Source organism: Rhodococcus sp. DN22 (genome assembly GCF_036669995.1).
Taxonomy (GTDB): Bacteria; Actinomycetota; Actinomycetes; order Mycobacteriales; family Mycobacteriaceae; genus Rhodococcus_F; species Rhodococcus_F erythropolis.
This window is the reverse complement of record NZ_CP133326.1, coordinates 1317812-1334588: the sequence shown is the minus strand read 5'-3', so window position 1 is coordinate 1334588 and position 16777 is coordinate 1317812. Positions and strand designations below refer to the sequence as shown.

Genomic DNA, 16777 nt, shown 5'->3' with positions numbered 1-16777 from the left:
GAACATGACTCGACTTCTCATCGCCAATCGGGGCGAAATCGTCACGCGCATCGCGCGCACGGCCCGTCGTCTCGGCATGTCGGTAGTGACGATCTCCTCCCCCGTCGATTCACACGCACAGTGGCATCGCCTCGCCGATCACACCGTGCTTCTGGACGGAGACATCCCCTCGGAGTCCTACACCAATTCGGATCAAATCATTGCGGCCGCGCTGGCCGCGGATTGCGACGCCGTGCACCCGGGTTACGGATTTCTCTCCGAAGACTCCGATTTCGCTGAAGCCGTCGTCGCTGCAGGTCTGACATTCGTCGGTCCTGCCGCTGAATCCATCGCTCTACTCGGAGACAAGGCAAGAGCGAAGAAGGCCGCCGCTGACGCCGGCATCCCGACTCTCACCGCGTGGGGCGAGGCAAGCGCCGATCCCGATACCGTCCTCGGTCACGTTCGATCTCTCGACGTGCCGGTGCTGCTGAAACCGGTGTTCGGGGGCGGCGGCAAGGGGATGGTTCGACTACATCCGGGTGATGACGCACGAGAGGTCATCACCTCTGCAATCGGTTTGAACGAAAGGAACTTCGGCCGCGGCGACCTGATGATCGAAACGCTGGTGGAGCGTCCGCGTCACATCGAAGTTCAGGTCCTCTTCGATTCCTTCGGTACAGGAGTTCACTTCTTCACCCGTGAATGCTCCCTACAGCGTCGCAACCAGAAGATCATCGAGCAGGCACCGGCAAGTTCTGTCACCGAATCGGTCCTGGGAGCCATGCAGCACGACGCTCTGCGACTACTCGGAGGCGTCGGCTACGTGAATGCAGCAACCGTCGAATTTCTGGTTGACGCCGAAAACCGCTACTACTTCCTCGAAGTCAACACGCGCCTGCAAGTCGAACACACGGTCACCGAGGAAGTGACCGGCGTCGATCTCGTCGAACTGCAACTCGACATCGCCCTCGGCGCCCGTTTGCCGTTACAGCAGCGCGATATCGCGCTGCGGGGTTTCGCGGTGCAAGCCAGAATCTACGCAGAGGATCCGTCGAACGGATTTCGGCCCGCACCTTCACATTCTGTGGACGTAGCCTGGCCGTCGACGGTTCGCATCGACAGTGCTTTCGAGGGTGCCGGCAGCATTCCGCCGTTCTACGATCCGATGATCGCAAAGGTCATAGCAAGCGGTCCGACGCGGTCAACCGCACTGGAATCACTGGACCGAGCTTTGGCCGACTCCAGTTACTTCGGTGGAACCTCGAATATCGGTTTCCTCCGACTTCTCTTGGCGACACCGGCTGTGCGCGCGGATGACATTCACACTTCCTTCGTCGACGAGCACCTCCCTCGGTTGATCCCGGATTCTGCAGAGCTCCAGGCCACCGCCGCTGCTGTTGCGATGGTGTGGACTTCCGTCGAGGAACAATCGCCGGTCACCGGGTCGTCATGGACCGGCCCCCACGGACTACATCGAGAGACATTGCGCAAGGTGGGATCCGACCCGATCGGACGCGAACTCATTGCCGACGGCCGCGTCGTGCCGACCACGGTCATCTCACAACGAAGCAACCACTGGATTGTCGCCGCCGACGGCCGGAACATTTCGGTGGTCGTCAGGGGCGGAACCGACGAAGTGACACTCAGCCTGGTCGCCGATGGTTTGACAACCACCGCTGGACGCCTCGGAGTCGGCACCGGTACATGGGTGTGCGTTGGTGGCTGGACCGTGAAGGTAATCGAGAAAGTCTATACAGCAAAGGATTCCGATCTCAGTGACGGAGAGATCACATCGAAGATGCCGGGAACCGTGCTGGCAGTGCTGCAGACTGGAACGCGGGTGTCGGAAGGTGATGTCGTCGCGGTCGTAGAAGCAATGAAGATGGAGACTGCCCTTCGTGCTTCCTCACCCGGAATCGTCTCGGCGGTGACAGTAACGGTGGGAGATGTCATCGATGCCGGACAAGTGCTGGCAGCCGTGGCGCCATGAGTAAAGATTGCCACGATCTTATCTCTTTCTTGACTGAAGCAATTGTTACACAATATCTTTCATGTCAGAAGCAGGGGGAATCGAGCGTCGCGCAGTCATTGTTTCCGCAACCGAACTCCGCGAACTCATTCGTTCCGATCGGACGCTCGTCGTCGTCAACGTGGTACGAGACAACAGCGAGGGCGGAGCCGGAATCATTACTGCGCCGCAGTCCATCACATTGTCGATCAACAACTTTCAAAGCAGTGGCGGCGGGACTGAAGGGAATCGACCGCTGCCAGATCTCGACGCATTCGGAAGAACACTGAACGATCTGAAAGTACCCGCCGATGCTCACATCGTGGTCTACAGTTCGGACAGCCCCCTGCTTGCGGCCCGCGCGTGGTTCACGCTTCGCTGGGCGGGACGTTCAGTGCGGTACTTGGACGGCGGATCGTCCGCATGGGCTTCATCCCGAAAACCCATATCGACAAACGATTCGATGCCCGTACCACCTTCCACCGCTAGCACGACACTCGCCGACGCAGAAGGCGCCCTGCGCGCGGCATCGGCCGGCAGATTGCTCGACGCCCGAGGATCGAGCAGTTTCCGCGCCGGCCACATCCCCGGATCTATCTCAGCGCCGGCAACTGACCTACTCGACGACAACGGCTTCCTACTTCCCGACCGCGAGTTACGAGAATACTTCCACCAGTTCGGAATAGAGCGTGGTGGCACCGTCGTGTCCTATTGCGGCGGCGGAGTTGCCGCGTCGCACAACGCACTGGTGCTTGCAGCGGTCGGCATCAGCTCCGCGGTCTACGTCGCGTCGTGGTCGGGGTGGAGCGCCGACCCCGAACGACCCGTCTCCACTGACATCCATCACACACCAAGGAATCCGGACCAGCGATGACACGACAGATGATCCTCGGCGCCTACATGGTGTTTCCGAGTATGCACAGTGCCGGAATGTGGCGACATTCGTACTCGGAGAATGCCTTCGAGGACAGAGCGCTCTACGAGCGATACGCGCAAGCCGCGGAACGAGCGAAATTCGACCTGATACTGATACCTGAGCGTGTGCACTACGTCGACGGCCACACCAAATACGGTCTGCTGACCGGCTTTCAACATGATCCGACGCAGTTGGCTGCAGTGGTGGCCGGCGCAACAAATCGTATCGGTCTCGGCGTAACCCTTTCGGCAAGCTTCAACAGCCCGTACAACCTGGCGAGAACTCTGGGCAGCCTCGACATACTCAGCGGTGGGCGCGCGGCCTGGAACATCGTGATGACGGCGCCCGGTCCGGCAAACGACAACTTTCCCGAAGTCGATCGGCTTCCGAGAGAAGAACTGTACGAGCGCGGCGACGAGGTTCTCGAAGCGACCACCGCACTCTGGTCATCGTGGGACGGCGACGCCGTATTGGCCGATCGCGACAGCGGAATCTACGCAGACACAAGCAAGATTCACGCGGCCGACTACAAGGGCAAATACTTGTCGGTGCAGGGTCCACTCACCTTGCCACAATCACCTCAGGGCCGCCCGGTCTTCATCCAGGCAGGTGAATCGGCGCGAGGGCGCGAGTTCGGTGGGCGGTGGGCAGATCTGGTCTTTGCGATCGACCCGTTGGAGGAAGATCTTCGAGCGAAGCGCCAGGCAATTCGCGGCTACGCGGAAGAGGCTGGACGCGACCCCGATTCGGTGCGCCTCGTCGCCGCCGTGCAACCGATAGTCGGCGAGACGACGAGCATCGCGAAGGAACGGCAGGAGTATCTGCGATCCCTGATCCATCCGGATGCAGCAATCGAGTGGGTCTCCCACTCCGCCGGACTCGATCTGTCGCAGTTCGATCCGACAACTCCGATCAACGACGTCGTCGATCAGGGAAAAGGTCCGTCGCGTCGTCTGGCGCGGCTGATCGACGCCCAGGATCTCACTATCGCCGAAGCCGCACAGTTGTTCGCGCGTAACGATCTCACTCCCGAGATTGTCGGCTCGCCGCAAGAGGTAGCGGACGAGTTGACACATCTCTTCGAATCGGGAGCAGCTGACGGTTTCATCCTGACGGCTACCCACTTCCCCCGGGGGCTCGACGACTTCGCCAGTTCCGTTGTGCCACTTCTGCAAGATCGGGGCGTGTTCCGGCGCGAATACACCGGAACGACCTTGCGGTCCAACATCTTCGATTCCACTCGCACTTCCACACGATGAACGGAACTCAGTCCATGACGACGTCGCGGCTTTCATCCACACCGATCCGAGTCGCCATCCTGGCGTCGACGCTTGCAGTTGCGGCTGGTTGCAGCACTGCAACACCATCTGCCAGCGCGGACTCCGAGCCCGCGTCCGGGGGCGATCTGACCTTTGCCATCAATACGTTTCCACCGTGCATCGACAAGACCCTGAACGGTCAAACCGCTACGGCGTTCCATCCCCTCTACGACAAACTCGTCGACCAGAATCTCGACACCGGGGAGATCGTTCCTTGGTTGGCGACGTCCTGGGAGGTCCAGAACGACGGTCGACGATTCGTCTTCACTCTCCAGGACGGAGTTACCTTCAGCAACGGCGAACGTCTGGATGCACAGGTCGTGGCAGATAACTTCGAGAGCCAGAAAAGACTGGGAGACAGCGGTTTCGCAACCACTGCGAAATCTCATCTCGCGACCTTCATCGGGGCCGAGGTACTCGACCCCTCGACCGTCGCACTCGATTTCTCGGAACCATCGGCAGGATTCCTTCAAGCCGCCCGCTCCGACACGCTCGCCATCATCGCACCGGAATCCTTGAAGAAGACGCCCGAAGAACGCTGCGCCCAGGGCGTTATCGCTTCAGGTCCATTCGTACAGAAAGAACTGGAGACCAACGCGAAGGTCGTACTCGCCCGTCGGGACGGGTACCACTGGGGATCCTCACTCAACAAGAACAAGGGAGAGGCATATCTGGATTCGATCACCTTTTTGGTGGTCCCCGAATCCTCGGTGCGAATCGGCGGTTTGACGTCAGGACAACTGGACGCCGCGATCGACATTCCGAGCACAGACGTCGACCGCGCACAAAGCGCCGGACTCACTGTCATCCCGTCCATTGCTGCCGGCATCAACGACTCGCTCTTGCTCAACCCCACGTTCGCGCCGGTACTTGCGGACCTGAACGTGCGGCGCGCCTTGGTGAAGGGCATCGATACCCAACAGATCATCGATACCACCTACACACCGAGTGACGAGAAAGCACGCAGCATCCTGTCTGTGAAAGCGCCCGGCTACACCGATCTCTCGTCCGGGTACACCTATGATCGGTCGGGTGCGAAGTCACTGCTGGACGCCAGTGGATGGACAGTCGGCGGTGACGGATTCCGAACCAAGGATGGTGAGAAACTGACCGTGGAATTGGCCTACCGCAACCACCTCCCACAATCGCAGTTCGAACTGATCCAATCTCAGCTGCGCGACATCGGAGTCGCGGTGAACTTGCAACCTCGCTCGACTGCCGAGGACAACGCCGCGAGAACCGACGGCACGTGGGAATCGATCTACTTCCAGAGCTTGCGCGCCGACGGTGACGTACTGCTGGTGTTCAGTCCCACTCTCGGCTCGACCAAAGGCATCGCCTCGACTCCCGAGCTGAATGCGTTGCTGGTCAAACAATCTCAGACCGTTGACATCGATGCGAGAAACGAAGTGTTGAAGGAGATTCAGGAGCTGATTGCCGATCAGGCACTGGCGATCCCGTTGCACGCCTCTTCGTTGATCTACGCGACGACTCCCGCGGTTCACGACCTGCGCATCCAAGCCGATCTCTACTCGGTGGACTTCGTGGATGCGTGGAAGAGCTAGTTCACACTTCCTCAACTCGACAACCTGCTTCGACAAACCCTTTTCTCGGAAGGAACCCGATGTTCACCCGTCCTCGCACCGCGACACTTCTGATCTCTGCCCTGGCCACAGTTGCCCTCCTTGGCACCGCTTGCGGAAGCCCAGATGAAGAATCGACCGAGCAACATTCCGGTGCAACAACATCCGGTATCAACTTGTCGGCCGAGCAGAACCGCATCAGTACCGACAAGGTTGATTCGATCGCAGCGAAGGTCCCTCAGGAGTTCCGCGACCGAGGCACGATCCGAATCACCGGCAACGCTGGAACCGCGCCGCCGTTGCGCTTCTATGCCGACGACGACAAGACGGTCATCGGTTCCGAGACCGACTTCGCGTATTTGATTGCAGAGGTGCTCGGGTTGAAAATCGACCTTCAGGTCGCGGATTGGGCCCAGAATTCAGTGCGGATCGATTCGGGAGATGCAGATGCGTTCATCTCCAACGTGACGGTCACCGAAGAGCGTAAAGAGAAGTACGACTTCGCGACGTACCGCCTCGATACTCTCGCATTCGAAGTCAGAAAGGACAAGAATCTCTCACTCGAGAAGCCGGAAGACATCGCCGGACTGAAGATCGGAGTCGGCGCTGCCACCAATCAGGAGGCATTGCTTGTGAAGTGGAACGAGGACAACGTCGCGGCCGGGCGTGCTCCCGCTGAAATCACCGTGTACCAGAAGACCACTGACTACTACCTGCCGCTGTCTTCCGGTCGAATCGATGCTTACTTCGGCCCCAACCCGTCATCGCAGTTTCACGCTGCACAGACTGGCGAGAACGAAGTGATCGGTCAGTTCTCCGGGGCCGGTGAGGCCGCGTTGGGCCAGATCGGTGTACTGGTCAAGAAAGACAACGGCTTGGTACAACCGATCAGCGAAGCGATAGATCATCTCATCGAAAACGGCACATACGAGCAAGTTCTCGAGCGGTGGAAGATCACCAACGAGGCAGTCGACAAGTCGCTGGTCAATCCCCCTGGCCTCCCGAAGACGAACAAATAGGAGAACACCACTGGTGGAGTAAAAGCCGAGTCAGGCCGAAGGACCGGCATCGACGTCGGTAGTTCCCAGCCGTGCGAACTGCGCCGGGTCACGTCGTTCGAGTCGGGAGCCGAGTAGCCAGCCGACAGCCAAGCTGACCGGTGTGACGGCAACGAGCACCACGTTCACTGCCGTGCCGGCGGCAGTGATCAGCTCCATCTGATCAACGATCAAATACGTTGCGTAGACCAACATCAGGAGAGCGGATGCGGGCGCGATCAAGACTCTCCACACCGAATGCCCACGGCGATCTTTCCAGAAGAATGCGATGACAGCCGCGGCCGCCATGACCTGAAGCACGACGATGCCGACAATGCCTGGCGAGTTCACCCACAGCAGGAGTTCGAGGTACGGGTCTGCGCCGATGATCACGAACACGACGATCACCACCATCGCGAGGAAACTCTGGACTGCGCTGGCAACGTAGGGCGACTTGTAGACCGGATGTAGTTTGCCCAACGCTCGGGGCAGCACGCGTTCACGCGAGAGCGCAAAGACGTAGCGGGTGATCGCGTTGTGGAACGCGAGCAGACTGGCGAGAATGCTCGTGATGATCAACAGTTCCATCAAGGTGCTCGCCCAACCGCCGACGTACTGCTCGATCGCGTTGAAGTACATGCCGGCGGGATCGGAAGCAGCAAGCGCGAGAGCCTGATCCGGGCCGTACGCCTGAATGATGATCCACACCATGAATGCGTAGAAGAGTCCGAGGAACGCGACGGCAATGTACGTTGCCCGCGGAACCGTCCGAGCGGGATCTTTAGCTTCCTCCCGATACAGGGCGGTGGCTTCGAATCCGATGAACGCAGCGAAGGCCAGAGTCAACACCCCGCCGAGGCCTGGACTGAAAACATTGGAAGGAGCAAAGGATTCGACATCGATTCCGACGGCTCCGCCTTGAAAGAGGACCGCTCCTGCGAGCAGAACCAGAATCCCTGTCTCCGCGGTCAGCAAAAGGATCAAAAATCGCGCCCCGAGGTGTACCGATCGAGATCCGAGGAACCACACCAATCCAACACCCAACAGCGACCACAATCCCCACGGCAGATCTACCCCGACCAGGTCCGCCATAGTGGTTTGGGCGAAATATCCTAGAGCCCCGAAGATTCCGATCTCGAGAGCGTTGTAGGACACCAACGCGAGTACTGCTGCGGCGAGCCCCCAGCGAGGCCCGAGTCCAACTGAAATGTAGGCGTAGAAGGCGCCTGCATTGTGGATGTACTTGCTCATCGCAGTGAAACCGATTGCGAACACTCCCAACGCGAGCCCCGCCAAGATGTATCCGCCCGGAGCCCCGATGCCTGCAATGTTCAAGGCCAGCGGCGCGACCCCTGCCATCACCAGCAATGGAGCCGCGGCGGCCACGACGAAGAAGACGATCCCGGCAGTGCCCAGGACGCCTCCTTGCAGCTGCACGGTGGGCGAGGTTTCAGATTTCTTCATGAGGCACTTCTCCAGTGAAGGAAGGGGCATGACGAGGAGAAAACAGGAACGGGAATCACCGACCGGATTAATCGAATCAGTTTCGATTATGATAGATCCTTGTGACCGGCGCCACAAGGGCATAATCGAATCAACTTCGATTAGAGAGGTGGGACCGTGGGTAGACCTCGTATCGCACGCCTGGACCGCGAACGGATCGCAAAGGCTGCACTGGAACTAGTCGACCGCGACGGCGACTTCACGATGCCTGACCTGGCGAAACACCTGAATGTTCAAGTCTCGTCGATCTATCACCACGCCAAGGGCCGCGCCGCGGTCGTAGACCTGGTTCGTGATCGCGTCGTACGTGAAATCGACGGGTCGTCGTTTGAGCGCTTGCCATGGGACGAAGCGTTCTCCGAGTGGGCGAGGTCGTATCGAGCCGCGTTCAGTCGCCACCCCACTTCCATCCGCCTCCTCGCCACGGAGACGGTGCGCGACCCCACGTCACTGTCGGTGTACCGCGCTCCCGCTGCGGGTCTGTGCGAGGCGGGATTCCCGGACGACCACATCTTGGCCGTCATCACTGCATCGGAGAATTTTCTGCTCGGAGCGGCACTGGATGCGGCCGCACCGGAGGTCATGATCGAAGCGGACGCGACAACACCCGACGACGCCCTGACTCGGGCACTTGCCGCGGCACCGAGGGGACCGGCCAGGGCCGAGCAAGCCTTCGAACTCGGCTGGACGGCATTGCTTTCAGGTTTTCGACGCCTCTTGCATGAGGTGCACGAGTAGCCGTCGCGAATCCGGCCGGGAGGTCAATGAACGCGCTTACCCGCCAACCAGGTTCGGGACACGACCAGGTCACTGAGCTCCTTGGACGAAGCAAGGTGGCGGGGATCGACGGGCAGCTGGATCATGTCGGCTCGCATGCCCGGAAGGAGGCGACCCCACGAGTTCTCTTCGAACCCTTGATAGGCGATACCGGCCGAATATGTCGCGAGGGCCCAGTCGAGGCCGACGCGTTCACGAGGCAGCCATCCTTCGCTCGGAACTCCTGCAGACGTCTGGCGGTGAATTGCGGTGGCAATTCCCTTGATCGGTTCGTGGGCCGTGATGGGCCAATCGCTGCCGAATGCCACTCGCGCGCCTCGCTCGGCGAGACTTCCGATGCGATATTGCAGCTCACCGCGGTCGACGCCGATACGCGGAATGGTCAGTTCCGTCATCAGAGGATCGAGCTGAGCCCAGAGCGGCTGGAAATTGGCAATCACGCCCAATGATTCGAACCGGTCGAGGTCGTCGCCGTCAACCAATTGCAGATGCGCGATCGTGGCGCGCCGATCACGCGGGCCATTACAGCGATCGACGTATTCGATCGCGTCGAGCGCCATGCGTACACCTGCATCACCGATGGCATGGATATGGATCTGAAAGCCCAACCGGTCCACTTCAGCTGCAACCCGACCGAGTTCATCCGTCGTCCAGTTACTGATTCCGTGCGAATGCGGGCAGTCCGAGTACGGCGCAAGGAGCGCTGCCGTGCCCGCCTCGATGACACCGTCGGCGAAGAATTTCACCGTTTCGGCTCTGACTGTGTCACCGCCCCGTTCTGCAACTTTCTGCCGAGCCTCGACAAACGCCGGTAGGTCGGCTTTCCAGCTCTCAGGTGTTGCTCGGAAGGCAAGATTCACTCGCGTCGACAGGCGCCCGCTTTCAGCGGTGGCCAACCAGATCTCGACATCGTCCAACTCGGTCCATGCATCCTGAACCCAAGTGATACCCGCTGCCGCAAGCATTTCCGATGCCGCAGCAAGCGAATCGACTCCGTCGTGAAGTGTCACTTCGGGAAGAAGAGCCAGTACCGGGTTGATCGCTCCCCATTCACGCAGCGTCCCCAGCAACTCGCCGTCAGCTGTTCGCACAATTTCCCCGCCGACCGGATCCGGGGTATCGCGCGTCAGACCGGCGCTCCGAAGCGCGGCGCTGTTGACCCACGCGGTGTGATAGTCCATCGTGCGCAAGACGACCGGCCTGTCCCGCACTACATCGTCGAGCCAGTGGGCGTCGAACAGTCCGCCCGGCGCCAGAGTGGGAGAGACGCCCTCTCCGAAGATGCACTCGGCGTCCGGATTCGCGTCCGCCCAGCGACGCACTTCCCGCACCACCTCGTCGATGCTGTCGCAATCACGAATCTTGGCGCCGCGCATTTCCAGGCCAGCCATCAACGGGTGAACATGGCCGTCGCCGAACGACGGTAGAAGCGCTCCCCCTGCCAAGTCGACAACTTCCGTACGGGCCGACTCCAACGCCCTGGCCGCATCCCCCAAAGCAACAACTCTGCCGCCTGCAACGGCCAATGCGTCACTGACACCGCGGGCCGAGTCCCCCGTACGAATCGTGCCTCCGACGAACAGAAGTTCGGCCTCCACTTCCAGCACCTCCGCAATTAATCGAATTTGATTCGATTAATCTAGACCGCGTTTGTACCGCCGTCAATAGCGGTTCAGTCGTTGCGAATTGAAGGATCTCCGGCGCTGTTCAGCCCGAAAGCTCAGTATCGCGAATAGTGCTACATCTCCTCACGATCGGCAGCGCAGATGCACTTTCGATCGAGACCGCGGTCGGCTGTCACTGCGCAGAACCGAACGCCGAGCGGATCGTGGGATTCCATACTGTGCTGACACGCAGGGCAGATGGACGGCGTTTTCTGATCCGCGTCTGTCGACTCGGCTTGCCCTGGTGCATTCGACACATCGGACGGGTTCGACGCCATACAGGCGCTCCAGTTCTCGGCCGTTCGACCACAGACCGGGTTGGCGTCGAGGACGACATGGCTTGACCGCGCATATACGAATGACCCTCGACGTACCCCCACGCTACTCGCTTCGGCGCACCGGTTTGTACCAATTTCTGCCACGCGACAATCACCGTCGAGCAGGATAGAACTACAGCACGCACCATTTCCGTGCAGCGTTCGAATCCGTGCAGCATCCGAAGCGAAAGGGCTTCTTGTGAACACTTTCCAACGTGTATCCGCCGCCGTCAACGTAGTGGTCCAACCACTGATCGGCGCTCCGATCGTGGGCAAATTACTCGGCCGTTCAATGACCGTCATCACCTACGTCGGCCGCAAATCGGGACGTACCTTCAGCGCGCCCGTGTCCTACAAAAGAAAAGGCGACCGTGTGACGATCGGAGTTGCCATGCCGGACAAGAAAATCTGGTGGCGCAATTTCTATCCGGAACAAGGCCCCATCGTTCTCCAACTGGACGGTATCGATCGTCCTGGCGAAGCCCTCGCACATCGAAAAGGCAAGGGAGTTTACGTTTCGGTCGAACTCGCACCTACGGACTGAAACGATCGAAACGGCACCGGCGCAATCACATTCACTTCACACTGATCGCCTAGCCGTACCTCGGTGATCCATATCTCGTCGCGATCGGGACCTTTGACTCTGTGCAATCGACACTCGGTCTCGCACCGTTCGACGCGGGTTTTTTGTCGACCGTTTGACGAACAACCCGTCCTTGCCAGTACATTACCGTCCGGTAACATCGATGGCAGGCGCGAGCTGGAAGAGGTGACCACCGTGACGATCGGCATCTATCTGGTCGACGACCACGAGATCGTCCGTCGTGGATTGGCAGACCTGTTGAATCAGGTATCGGGATTCAACGTTGTGGGCGAGGCGTCGTGTGTTCGCGAAGCTTCGGACGGAATACCCGAATGCCGACCCGACGTGGTCGTCATGGACGTCAGACTTCCCGACGGCAACGGTGTGGAACTGTGCCGGGAACTGGCGTCGACCTGTCCGGAAGCGGCCACGTTGATGCTCACGTCGTACTCCGACGACGACGCCCTACTCGACGCCCTGATCGCCGGCGCACGCGGATTCGTCCTCAAGAACATCCGCGGCCACGACCTGGTATCCGCGATCCGTACGGTCGCCACCGGCAAATCGCTGTTGAACACTCAGGCGGTGATCGGTTTGGTCCGGCGCATCCGATCCGAGCAGGAGTCGGGCACTGCGGCAGCACTGTTGACCGATCAGGAACTGTTGATCTTCGAGTTGATCGGCAAGGGGCTGAGCAATCGAGAGATCAGCACGCACGCGGAACTTTCGGAGAAAACAGTCAAGAACTATGTCTCACGCATCCTCGAAAAATTAGGTCTCGAACGTCGAACGCAGGCTGCAGTTCTGGCGACCAAGCTTCGTGCGGGCACTGCTTACCCGGATCCATCGGGACAGGCGACCACACACCTACTGACGCCGTCCGGTTCACCATTCTCCGCCACTACAGGCACACACCATGCCAGGTAGCCGCGACGCGCTCATGCTCAGCCTTTTCGGCGACATCGCCGGAAGCGCAGAGCTGACTGCCCTCAACCCGACTGCAATTCCCAAGCTGCTCAGTGCCGTATTGACAGTCGGGTCCACCCTCCAACTCGACGAAACGCTGCAACAGATAGTCGACGTCGCAAGACATGTGCTCGAAGCGGACTACGGTGCACTCGGCGTGAAGTCTCCGGACGGCCGCTTGTCGCGCTTCATCCATTCCGGTTTGAATCAGGGGCAGGTTGCCAAGATCGGGCATCTTCCCGAAGGTCACGGACTGCTGGGCCTGGTCGTTCAAGAACCTTGTCCGGTTCGAACCGACCGAATCGCCTCACACCCGTCCTCGGCGGGGTTTCCAACCAATCACCCACCGATGGACACGTTTCTCGGTGTTCCGATCTTCGTCAGGGGCGAGGTGTTCGGCAGCATCTACCTCGCGGACAGCTCGGAACGGGCTGCATTCGACGACCGTGACGAGGCCGTACTCCAGATTCTGGCAAACGCTGCGAGCATCGCCATCGACAATGCGCGTCTGTTCGAGGAATCCCAAACGCGGGAAGCGTGGCTCAAGGCCGTCGCCGCTGTAAACGCACGCCTGCTCAGTGGAGGATCTCGCGACGAGACACTCGCCGAACTGGTTCGCACGACGCGCCGTCTCACCGACGGCAATCTGGTGTGCATAGTTCGCTACGACCTCGGCGAAGGGCCGGGTGTTCACGTCGCAGAATCCCAGACTCGCGGGATGACCGTCTCGGACGGCACAGTTCTCGATCTTTCCGGAACCGTGATCGACGAAGCTGCCCGCAGCCGGCGAACGATTTCCGCCCCCAGTGCCAGTGCTGTTCCGGCACTGCATGTTTCCAGCGAGGAATCCGTCGTCGCACTCCCATTGTCGGGAACCTCGTTCGGCGGCGGCGTCCTCTTCGCGTCACGCCGCAGCGATCGTCCGTGGGGCGTCGATGAGATCGAGCAGCTGACGGCAATGGCCGACATCGCCGCTGTCACTGTCGAATTCGCCGAACAGCAACGAAAAGAGCGACTGGTCGACGTCCTCGAAGATCGAGACCGAATCGCGCGTGATCTTCACGACCACGTCATTCAGCAGTTGTTCGCCACCGGATTGAGTTTGCAGGGGGCATTGCAACGTCCCGGCGACGAGGAAACCATTCGCACGGTGTTGGACAACTCCGTTGATCAACTCGATCGAACGGTCCGCGAAATCCGCACCGCAGTCTTCGACCTCCACACGAGTGAGATGTCGACTCCCACAAGCCTGCGACGCCGATTACTCGACGCCGTCAACGGTCTGTCCGGTCACTCGTCGATCACTCCCAGCGTCACTTTCGAGGGGACCATCGACAGTTCCGTCCCGGCTCGACTCGCCCCGCACGCCGAAGCCGTTGTGCGAGAAGGGTTGAGCAATGCTCTGCGGCACGCCCATGCCAACGCCATCGACGTCACCATCCGGGCAACGGAAGATCTTGTCATCAGCATCGTCGACGACGGTGTGGGAATCGACCAGGCAACCAGAATCCACGGTCTCGACAACCTGGCGACCCGCGCTCGTCAGTGCGGCGGCTCGAGCAACATCACCAGCGAGAACGGCGTCACCGAATTAGTGTGGCGAGTTCCGCTGAGCCCCAGGCGAAGTCCGTTGTCAATCCAGCACCGTTGAGCGTCAGAGCGGATCCAGTTGGGCCTTGAGCAGGCAGAACTCGTTACCTTCTGGATCGGCCAGGACATGCCATTGTTCCTGCCCCGTCTGGCCGATGTCGGCCGGCCGCGCACCAAGACCCAATAGGCGTTCCAGTTCGGCTTCCTGATCGCGGTCGGTGGCGTTGACGTCGATATGCAGGCGGGGCTTACCCTTCTCCGGTTCGTCTCTGCGACTGAGGATGATCGTCGGCTGCGGACCGCCGAACCCTTCGCGCGGGCCGATCTCCAGAGAACCGTCGTGCATTCGATCGAGCACGACGAAGTCCAGGACCTCGCACCAGAACCGCCCCAGAACCTCAGGATCCCGGCAACCGAGCACCAATTCACTGATACGACATGCCATGACAACTCGCTTTCCATCCGCAAGGACAATTGTCTTTCGACCGTACCGGACCACGTGATCTACGCCATGCCGCCCTGTCCGATCCTCGGGACCTTTTCCCCTCGTCCGAGGTCGTGGCCGCCGCGATCATTGCGTTTATGTTCCACAGTCCCAAGAATTCTCGGTATTTCGTCACGTCGATGCGCACAGGCGGCCGTCGTGGTTGATCTCGCGCCCCGGCCGGTCGACGAGGTCGATATCCACGTCGGCGCAACTCCCCGGACCGCTCCGAAGGGTTCGAAACTGGTCGAGATCCTGAGGACCACCGATCACAAGATGATCGGGCTGATGTACATCGTGACATCGTTTGCCTTCTTCCTGATCGGCGGACTGATGGCGCTGCTCATGCGCATGGAATTGACTGTCCCGGGAATGCAATTCCTGTCAAACGAGCAGTACAACCAGTTGTTCACCATGCACGGCACGATCATGCTCTTGCTGTACGCGACCCCGGTCTTCTTCGGATTCGCCAACTACCTCATGCCGCTGCAGATCGGCTCGCCGGACGTGTGTTTCCCGCGGCTCAATGCGTTCAGCTACTGGTTGTATCTCTTCGGCGGCCTGATCGCCTCCGCCGGGTTCGTAACACCCGGTGGTGCAGCAGATTTCGGCTGGACCGCTTACGTGCCACTCACCAGCGAACTCCACTCCCCCGGTATGGGTGCCGACCTGTGGATCATCGGGCTTACTCTCGGCGGCGTCGGCACCATCCTCGGCGCAGTCAACATCGTTTCGACGATCGTCTGCCTGCGGGCCCCCGGGATGACGATGTTCCGCATGCCGATCTTCACGTGGAATGCGCTGGTCGCCAGCATGCTGATCCTCCTCGTTTTTCCGCTGCTCGCTGCTGCCTTGATCGGGCTGTGGGTGGACCGGCACCTGGGAGCGCATTTGTTCGACCCCGCGACAGGTGGAGTCATGTTGTGGCAGCACCTGTTCTGGTTCTTCGGCCATCCCGAGGTCTACATTCTGGCGCTTCCGTTCTTTGGCATAGTCTCCGAGATCTTCCCTGTCTTCAGCCGCAAGCCGATCTTCGGATACACCGGATTGGTCTACGCAACACTGGGAATTGCAGCTCTGTCGATCGCTGTGTGGGCGCACCACATGTACGCAACCGGCGCCGTTCTCCTCCCCTACTTCTCGTTCATGACCTTCCTCATCGCAGTTCCCACCGGAGTCAAGTTCTTCAACTGGATCGGCACGATGTGGAAGGGGCAGTTGACTTTCGAGTCGCCGATGCTGTTCTCCGTCGGCTTCCTGGTCACATTCCTGTTCGGCGGACTCTCCGGCGTAATTCTCGCAAGCCCGCCCCTGGACTTTCATGTCACCGACTCGTACTTTGTTGTCGCGCATTTCCACTACGTCCTCTTCGGAACAATCGCGTTCGCGACATACGCCGGAATCTATTTCTGGTTCCCGAAAATGACCGGCCGGATGTTGGACGAGAAGCTCGCCAAGATTCACTTCTGGTTGACACTGATCGGCTTTCACGCGACATTTCTCGTCCAGCATTGGCTCGGCGCTCAGGGTATGCCTCGGCGGTACGCGGATTACCTGCCGTCGGACAATTTCACTCTTCTCAACACGATCTCGACCGTCGGCGCGTTTGTGCTCGGAGCCTCGACGATTCCGTTCATCTGGAACGTTTTCAAGAGCTATCGGTACGGACGGATCGTGACGGTCGACGATCCCTGGGGATTCGGAAACTCACTCGAATGGGCGACGTCCTGCCCTCCACCACGACACAACTTCACCGAACTCCCCCGAATCCGCAGTGAGCGGCCGGCATTCGAACTGCACTACCCCCACATGGTCGAGAGGATGCGCGACGAGGCGCACGTCGGACTGCTTGGTCACAAGCCGGTTTCCACGGTAAGCACAGAGGTGAAACGACATGAATGACGGCACGAAGTATCGAGCTTGGGCAGAAAGTCAGCAGGTTGAACGCCGAGCGAAACCCGGCCATCTCCTGATGCCGTTGCTCGTCCTCATGTTCGCAGTCACGACGCTCGTGTGGTTGCCCCTGACAACTGCCGCTTGCTCGATAG

14 protein-coding genes are annotated in these 16777 nt (G+C 59.9%); 10 read left to right on the top strand and 4 right to left on the bottom strand.

The genetic code is table 11. The annotated features are described in order from the left end of the window. Positions 1-4 precede the first annotated feature (4 nt). From RA302_RS06090 to RA302_RS06070, 5 genes are all read left to right on the top strand, one after another. Positions 5-1972 carry a biotin carboxylase N-terminal domain-containing protein gene (locus tag RA302_RS06090; RefSeq protein ID WP_238054145.1) on the top strand — a complete coding sequence of 656 codons (1968 nt, stop codon included), beginning with the start codon at positions 5-7 and terminating at the stop codon, positions 1970-1972. A 61-nt stretch (positions 1973-2033) separates the two neighbouring features. Next, positions 2034-2864, top strand: a complete 831-nt coding sequence (locus RA302_RS06085; protein WP_030535906.1) for a rhodanese-like domain-containing protein — start codon at positions 2034-2036, stop codon at positions 2862-2864. After that, complete coding sequence (locus RA302_RS06080; protein WP_166501945.1) at positions 2861-4165, top strand: NtaA/DmoA family FMN-dependent monooxygenase; 1305 nt, start codon at positions 2861-2863, stop codon at positions 4163-4165. Before RA302_RS06085 ends, RA302_RS06080 begins: the two co-directional genes overlap by 4 nt. A gap of 14 nt (positions 4166-4179) precedes the next feature. Beyond that, positions 4180-5790 carry an ABC transporter substrate-binding protein gene (locus tag RA302_RS06075; RefSeq protein ID WP_238054144.1) on the top strand — a complete coding sequence of 537 codons (1611 nt, stop codon included), beginning with the start codon at positions 4180-4182 and terminating at the stop codon, positions 5788-5790. Between the two features lie 59 nt (positions 5791-5849). Further along, the gene (locus tag RA302_RS06070) at positions 5850-6827 is read left to right on the top strand and encodes an ABC transporter substrate-binding protein (protein ID WP_020968685.1); all 978 of its coding nucleotides are present in this window, start codon (positions 5850-5852) and stop codon (positions 6825-6827) included. 30 nt (positions 6828-6857) lie between these two features. Here RA302_RS06070 and RA302_RS06065 read toward each other — a convergent pair whose 3' ends face one another. Further along, entirely contained in the window at positions 6858-8309 is a 1452-nt protein-coding gene (locus tag RA302_RS06065; protein WP_046378074.1) for an APC family permease, read from the bottom strand. 156 nt (positions 8310-8465) lie between these two features. On the opposite strand from RA302_RS06065, the gene RA302_RS06060 reads away from it, so the two are divergent. Beyond that, positions 8466-9086 (top strand): TetR/AcrR family transcriptional regulator C-terminal domain-containing protein, encoded by a 621-nt coding sequence (locus tag RA302_RS06060; protein WP_029254655.1) that lies wholly within the window; start codon positions 8466-8468, stop codon positions 9084-9086. Between the two features lie 23 nt (positions 9087-9109). On the opposite strand, the gene RA302_RS06055 is transcribed toward RA302_RS06060, so the two are convergent. Next, complete coding sequence (locus RA302_RS06055) at positions 9110-10723, bottom strand: amidohydrolase (protein WP_166501943.1); 1614 nt, start codon at positions 10721-10723, stop codon at positions 9110-9112. Positions 10724-10863: 140 nt separating this feature from the next. Continuing rightward, positions 10864-11067, bottom strand: a complete 204-nt coding sequence (locus RA302_RS06050; RefSeq protein ID WP_166501942.1) for an RGCVC family protein — start codon at positions 11065-11067, stop codon at positions 10864-10866. A gap of 238 nt (positions 11068-11305) precedes the next feature. Here RA302_RS06050 and RA302_RS06045 point away from each other — a divergent pair, with 238 nt between their 5' ends. The 3 genes from RA302_RS06045 to RA302_RS06035 all read left to right on the top strand — a co-directional run bounded on the left by RA302_RS06045 (position 11306) and on the right by RA302_RS06035 (position 14306). Next, positions 11306-11650: a nitroreductase/quinone reductase family protein gene (locus RA302_RS06045; protein ID WP_166501941.1), complete on the top strand. Its 345-nt coding sequence runs from the start codon at positions 11306-11308 to the stop codon at positions 11648-11650. 234 nt (positions 11651-11884) lie between these two features. Then, the gene (locus RA302_RS06040) at positions 11885-12616 is read left to right on the top strand and encodes a response regulator transcription factor (protein ID WP_166501940.1); all 732 of its coding nucleotides are present in this window, start codon (positions 11885-11887) and stop codon (positions 12614-12616) included. Next, entirely contained in the window at positions 12606-14306 is a 1701-nt protein-coding gene (locus RA302_RS06035) for a GAF domain-containing sensor histidine kinase (RefSeq protein WP_238054143.1), read from the top strand. The genes RA302_RS06040 and RA302_RS06035 overlap by 11 nt, the downstream gene beginning before the upstream one ends. A 3-nt stretch (positions 14307-14309) precedes the next feature. Here RA302_RS06035 and RA302_RS06030 read toward each other — a convergent pair whose 3' ends face one another. Further along, a complete protein-coding gene (locus tag RA302_RS06030) occupies positions 14310-14690 on the bottom strand; it encodes a VOC family protein (protein ID WP_020906510.1) in 381 nt (126 codons plus the stop codon). Between the two features lie 198 nt (positions 14691-14888). Between RA302_RS06030 and ctaD the strand changes: the two genes are divergently transcribed. Continuing rightward, the gene (gene ctaD / locus RA302_RS06025; protein WP_020906509.1) at positions 14889-16631 is read left to right on the top strand and encodes a cytochrome c oxidase subunit I; all 1743 of its coding nucleotides are present in this window, start codon (positions 14889-14891) and stop codon (positions 16629-16631) included. The last annotated feature ends 146 nt before the right edge of the window (positions 16632-16777 follow it).

What these genes read in the sequence shown, in the direction of transcription:
- RA302_RS06090 (WP_238054145.1), top strand. Translation starts at nt 5, where the DNA reads ATGACTCGACTTCTCATCGCCAATCGGGGCGAAATCGTCACGCGCATC.
- RA302_RS06085 (WP_030535906.1), top strand. Translation starts at nt 2,034, where the DNA reads ATGTCAGAAGCAGGGGGAATCGAGCGTCGCGCAGTCATTGTTTCCGCA.
- RA302_RS06080 (WP_166501945.1), top strand. Translation starts at nt 2,861, where the DNA reads ATGACACGACAGATGATCCTCGGCGCCTACATGGTGTTTCCGAGTATG.
- RA302_RS06075 (WP_238054144.1), top strand. Translation starts at nt 4,180, where the DNA reads ATGACGACGTCGCGGCTTTCATCCACACCGATCCGAGTCGCCATCCTG.
- RA302_RS06070 (WP_020968685.1), top strand. Translation starts at nt 5,850, where the DNA reads ATGTTCACCCGTCCTCGCACCGCGACACTTCTGATCTCTGCCCTGGCC.
- RA302_RS06065 (WP_046378074.1), bottom strand. Translation starts at nt 8,309, where the DNA reads ATGAAGAAATCTGAAACCTCGCCCACCGTGCAGCTGCAAGGAGGCGTC.
- RA302_RS06050 (WP_166501942.1), bottom strand. Translation starts at nt 11,067, where the DNA reads ATGGCGTCGAACCCGTCCGATGTGTCGAATGCACCAGGGCAAGCCGAG.
- RA302_RS06035 (WP_238054143.1), top strand. Translation starts at nt 12,606, where the DNA reads ATGCCAGGTAGCCGCGACGCGCTCATGCTCAGCCTTTTCGGCGACATC.
- RA302_RS06030 (WP_020906510.1), bottom strand. Translation starts at nt 14,690, where the DNA reads ATGGCATGTCGTATCAGTGAATTGGTGCTCGGTTGCCGGGATCCTGAG.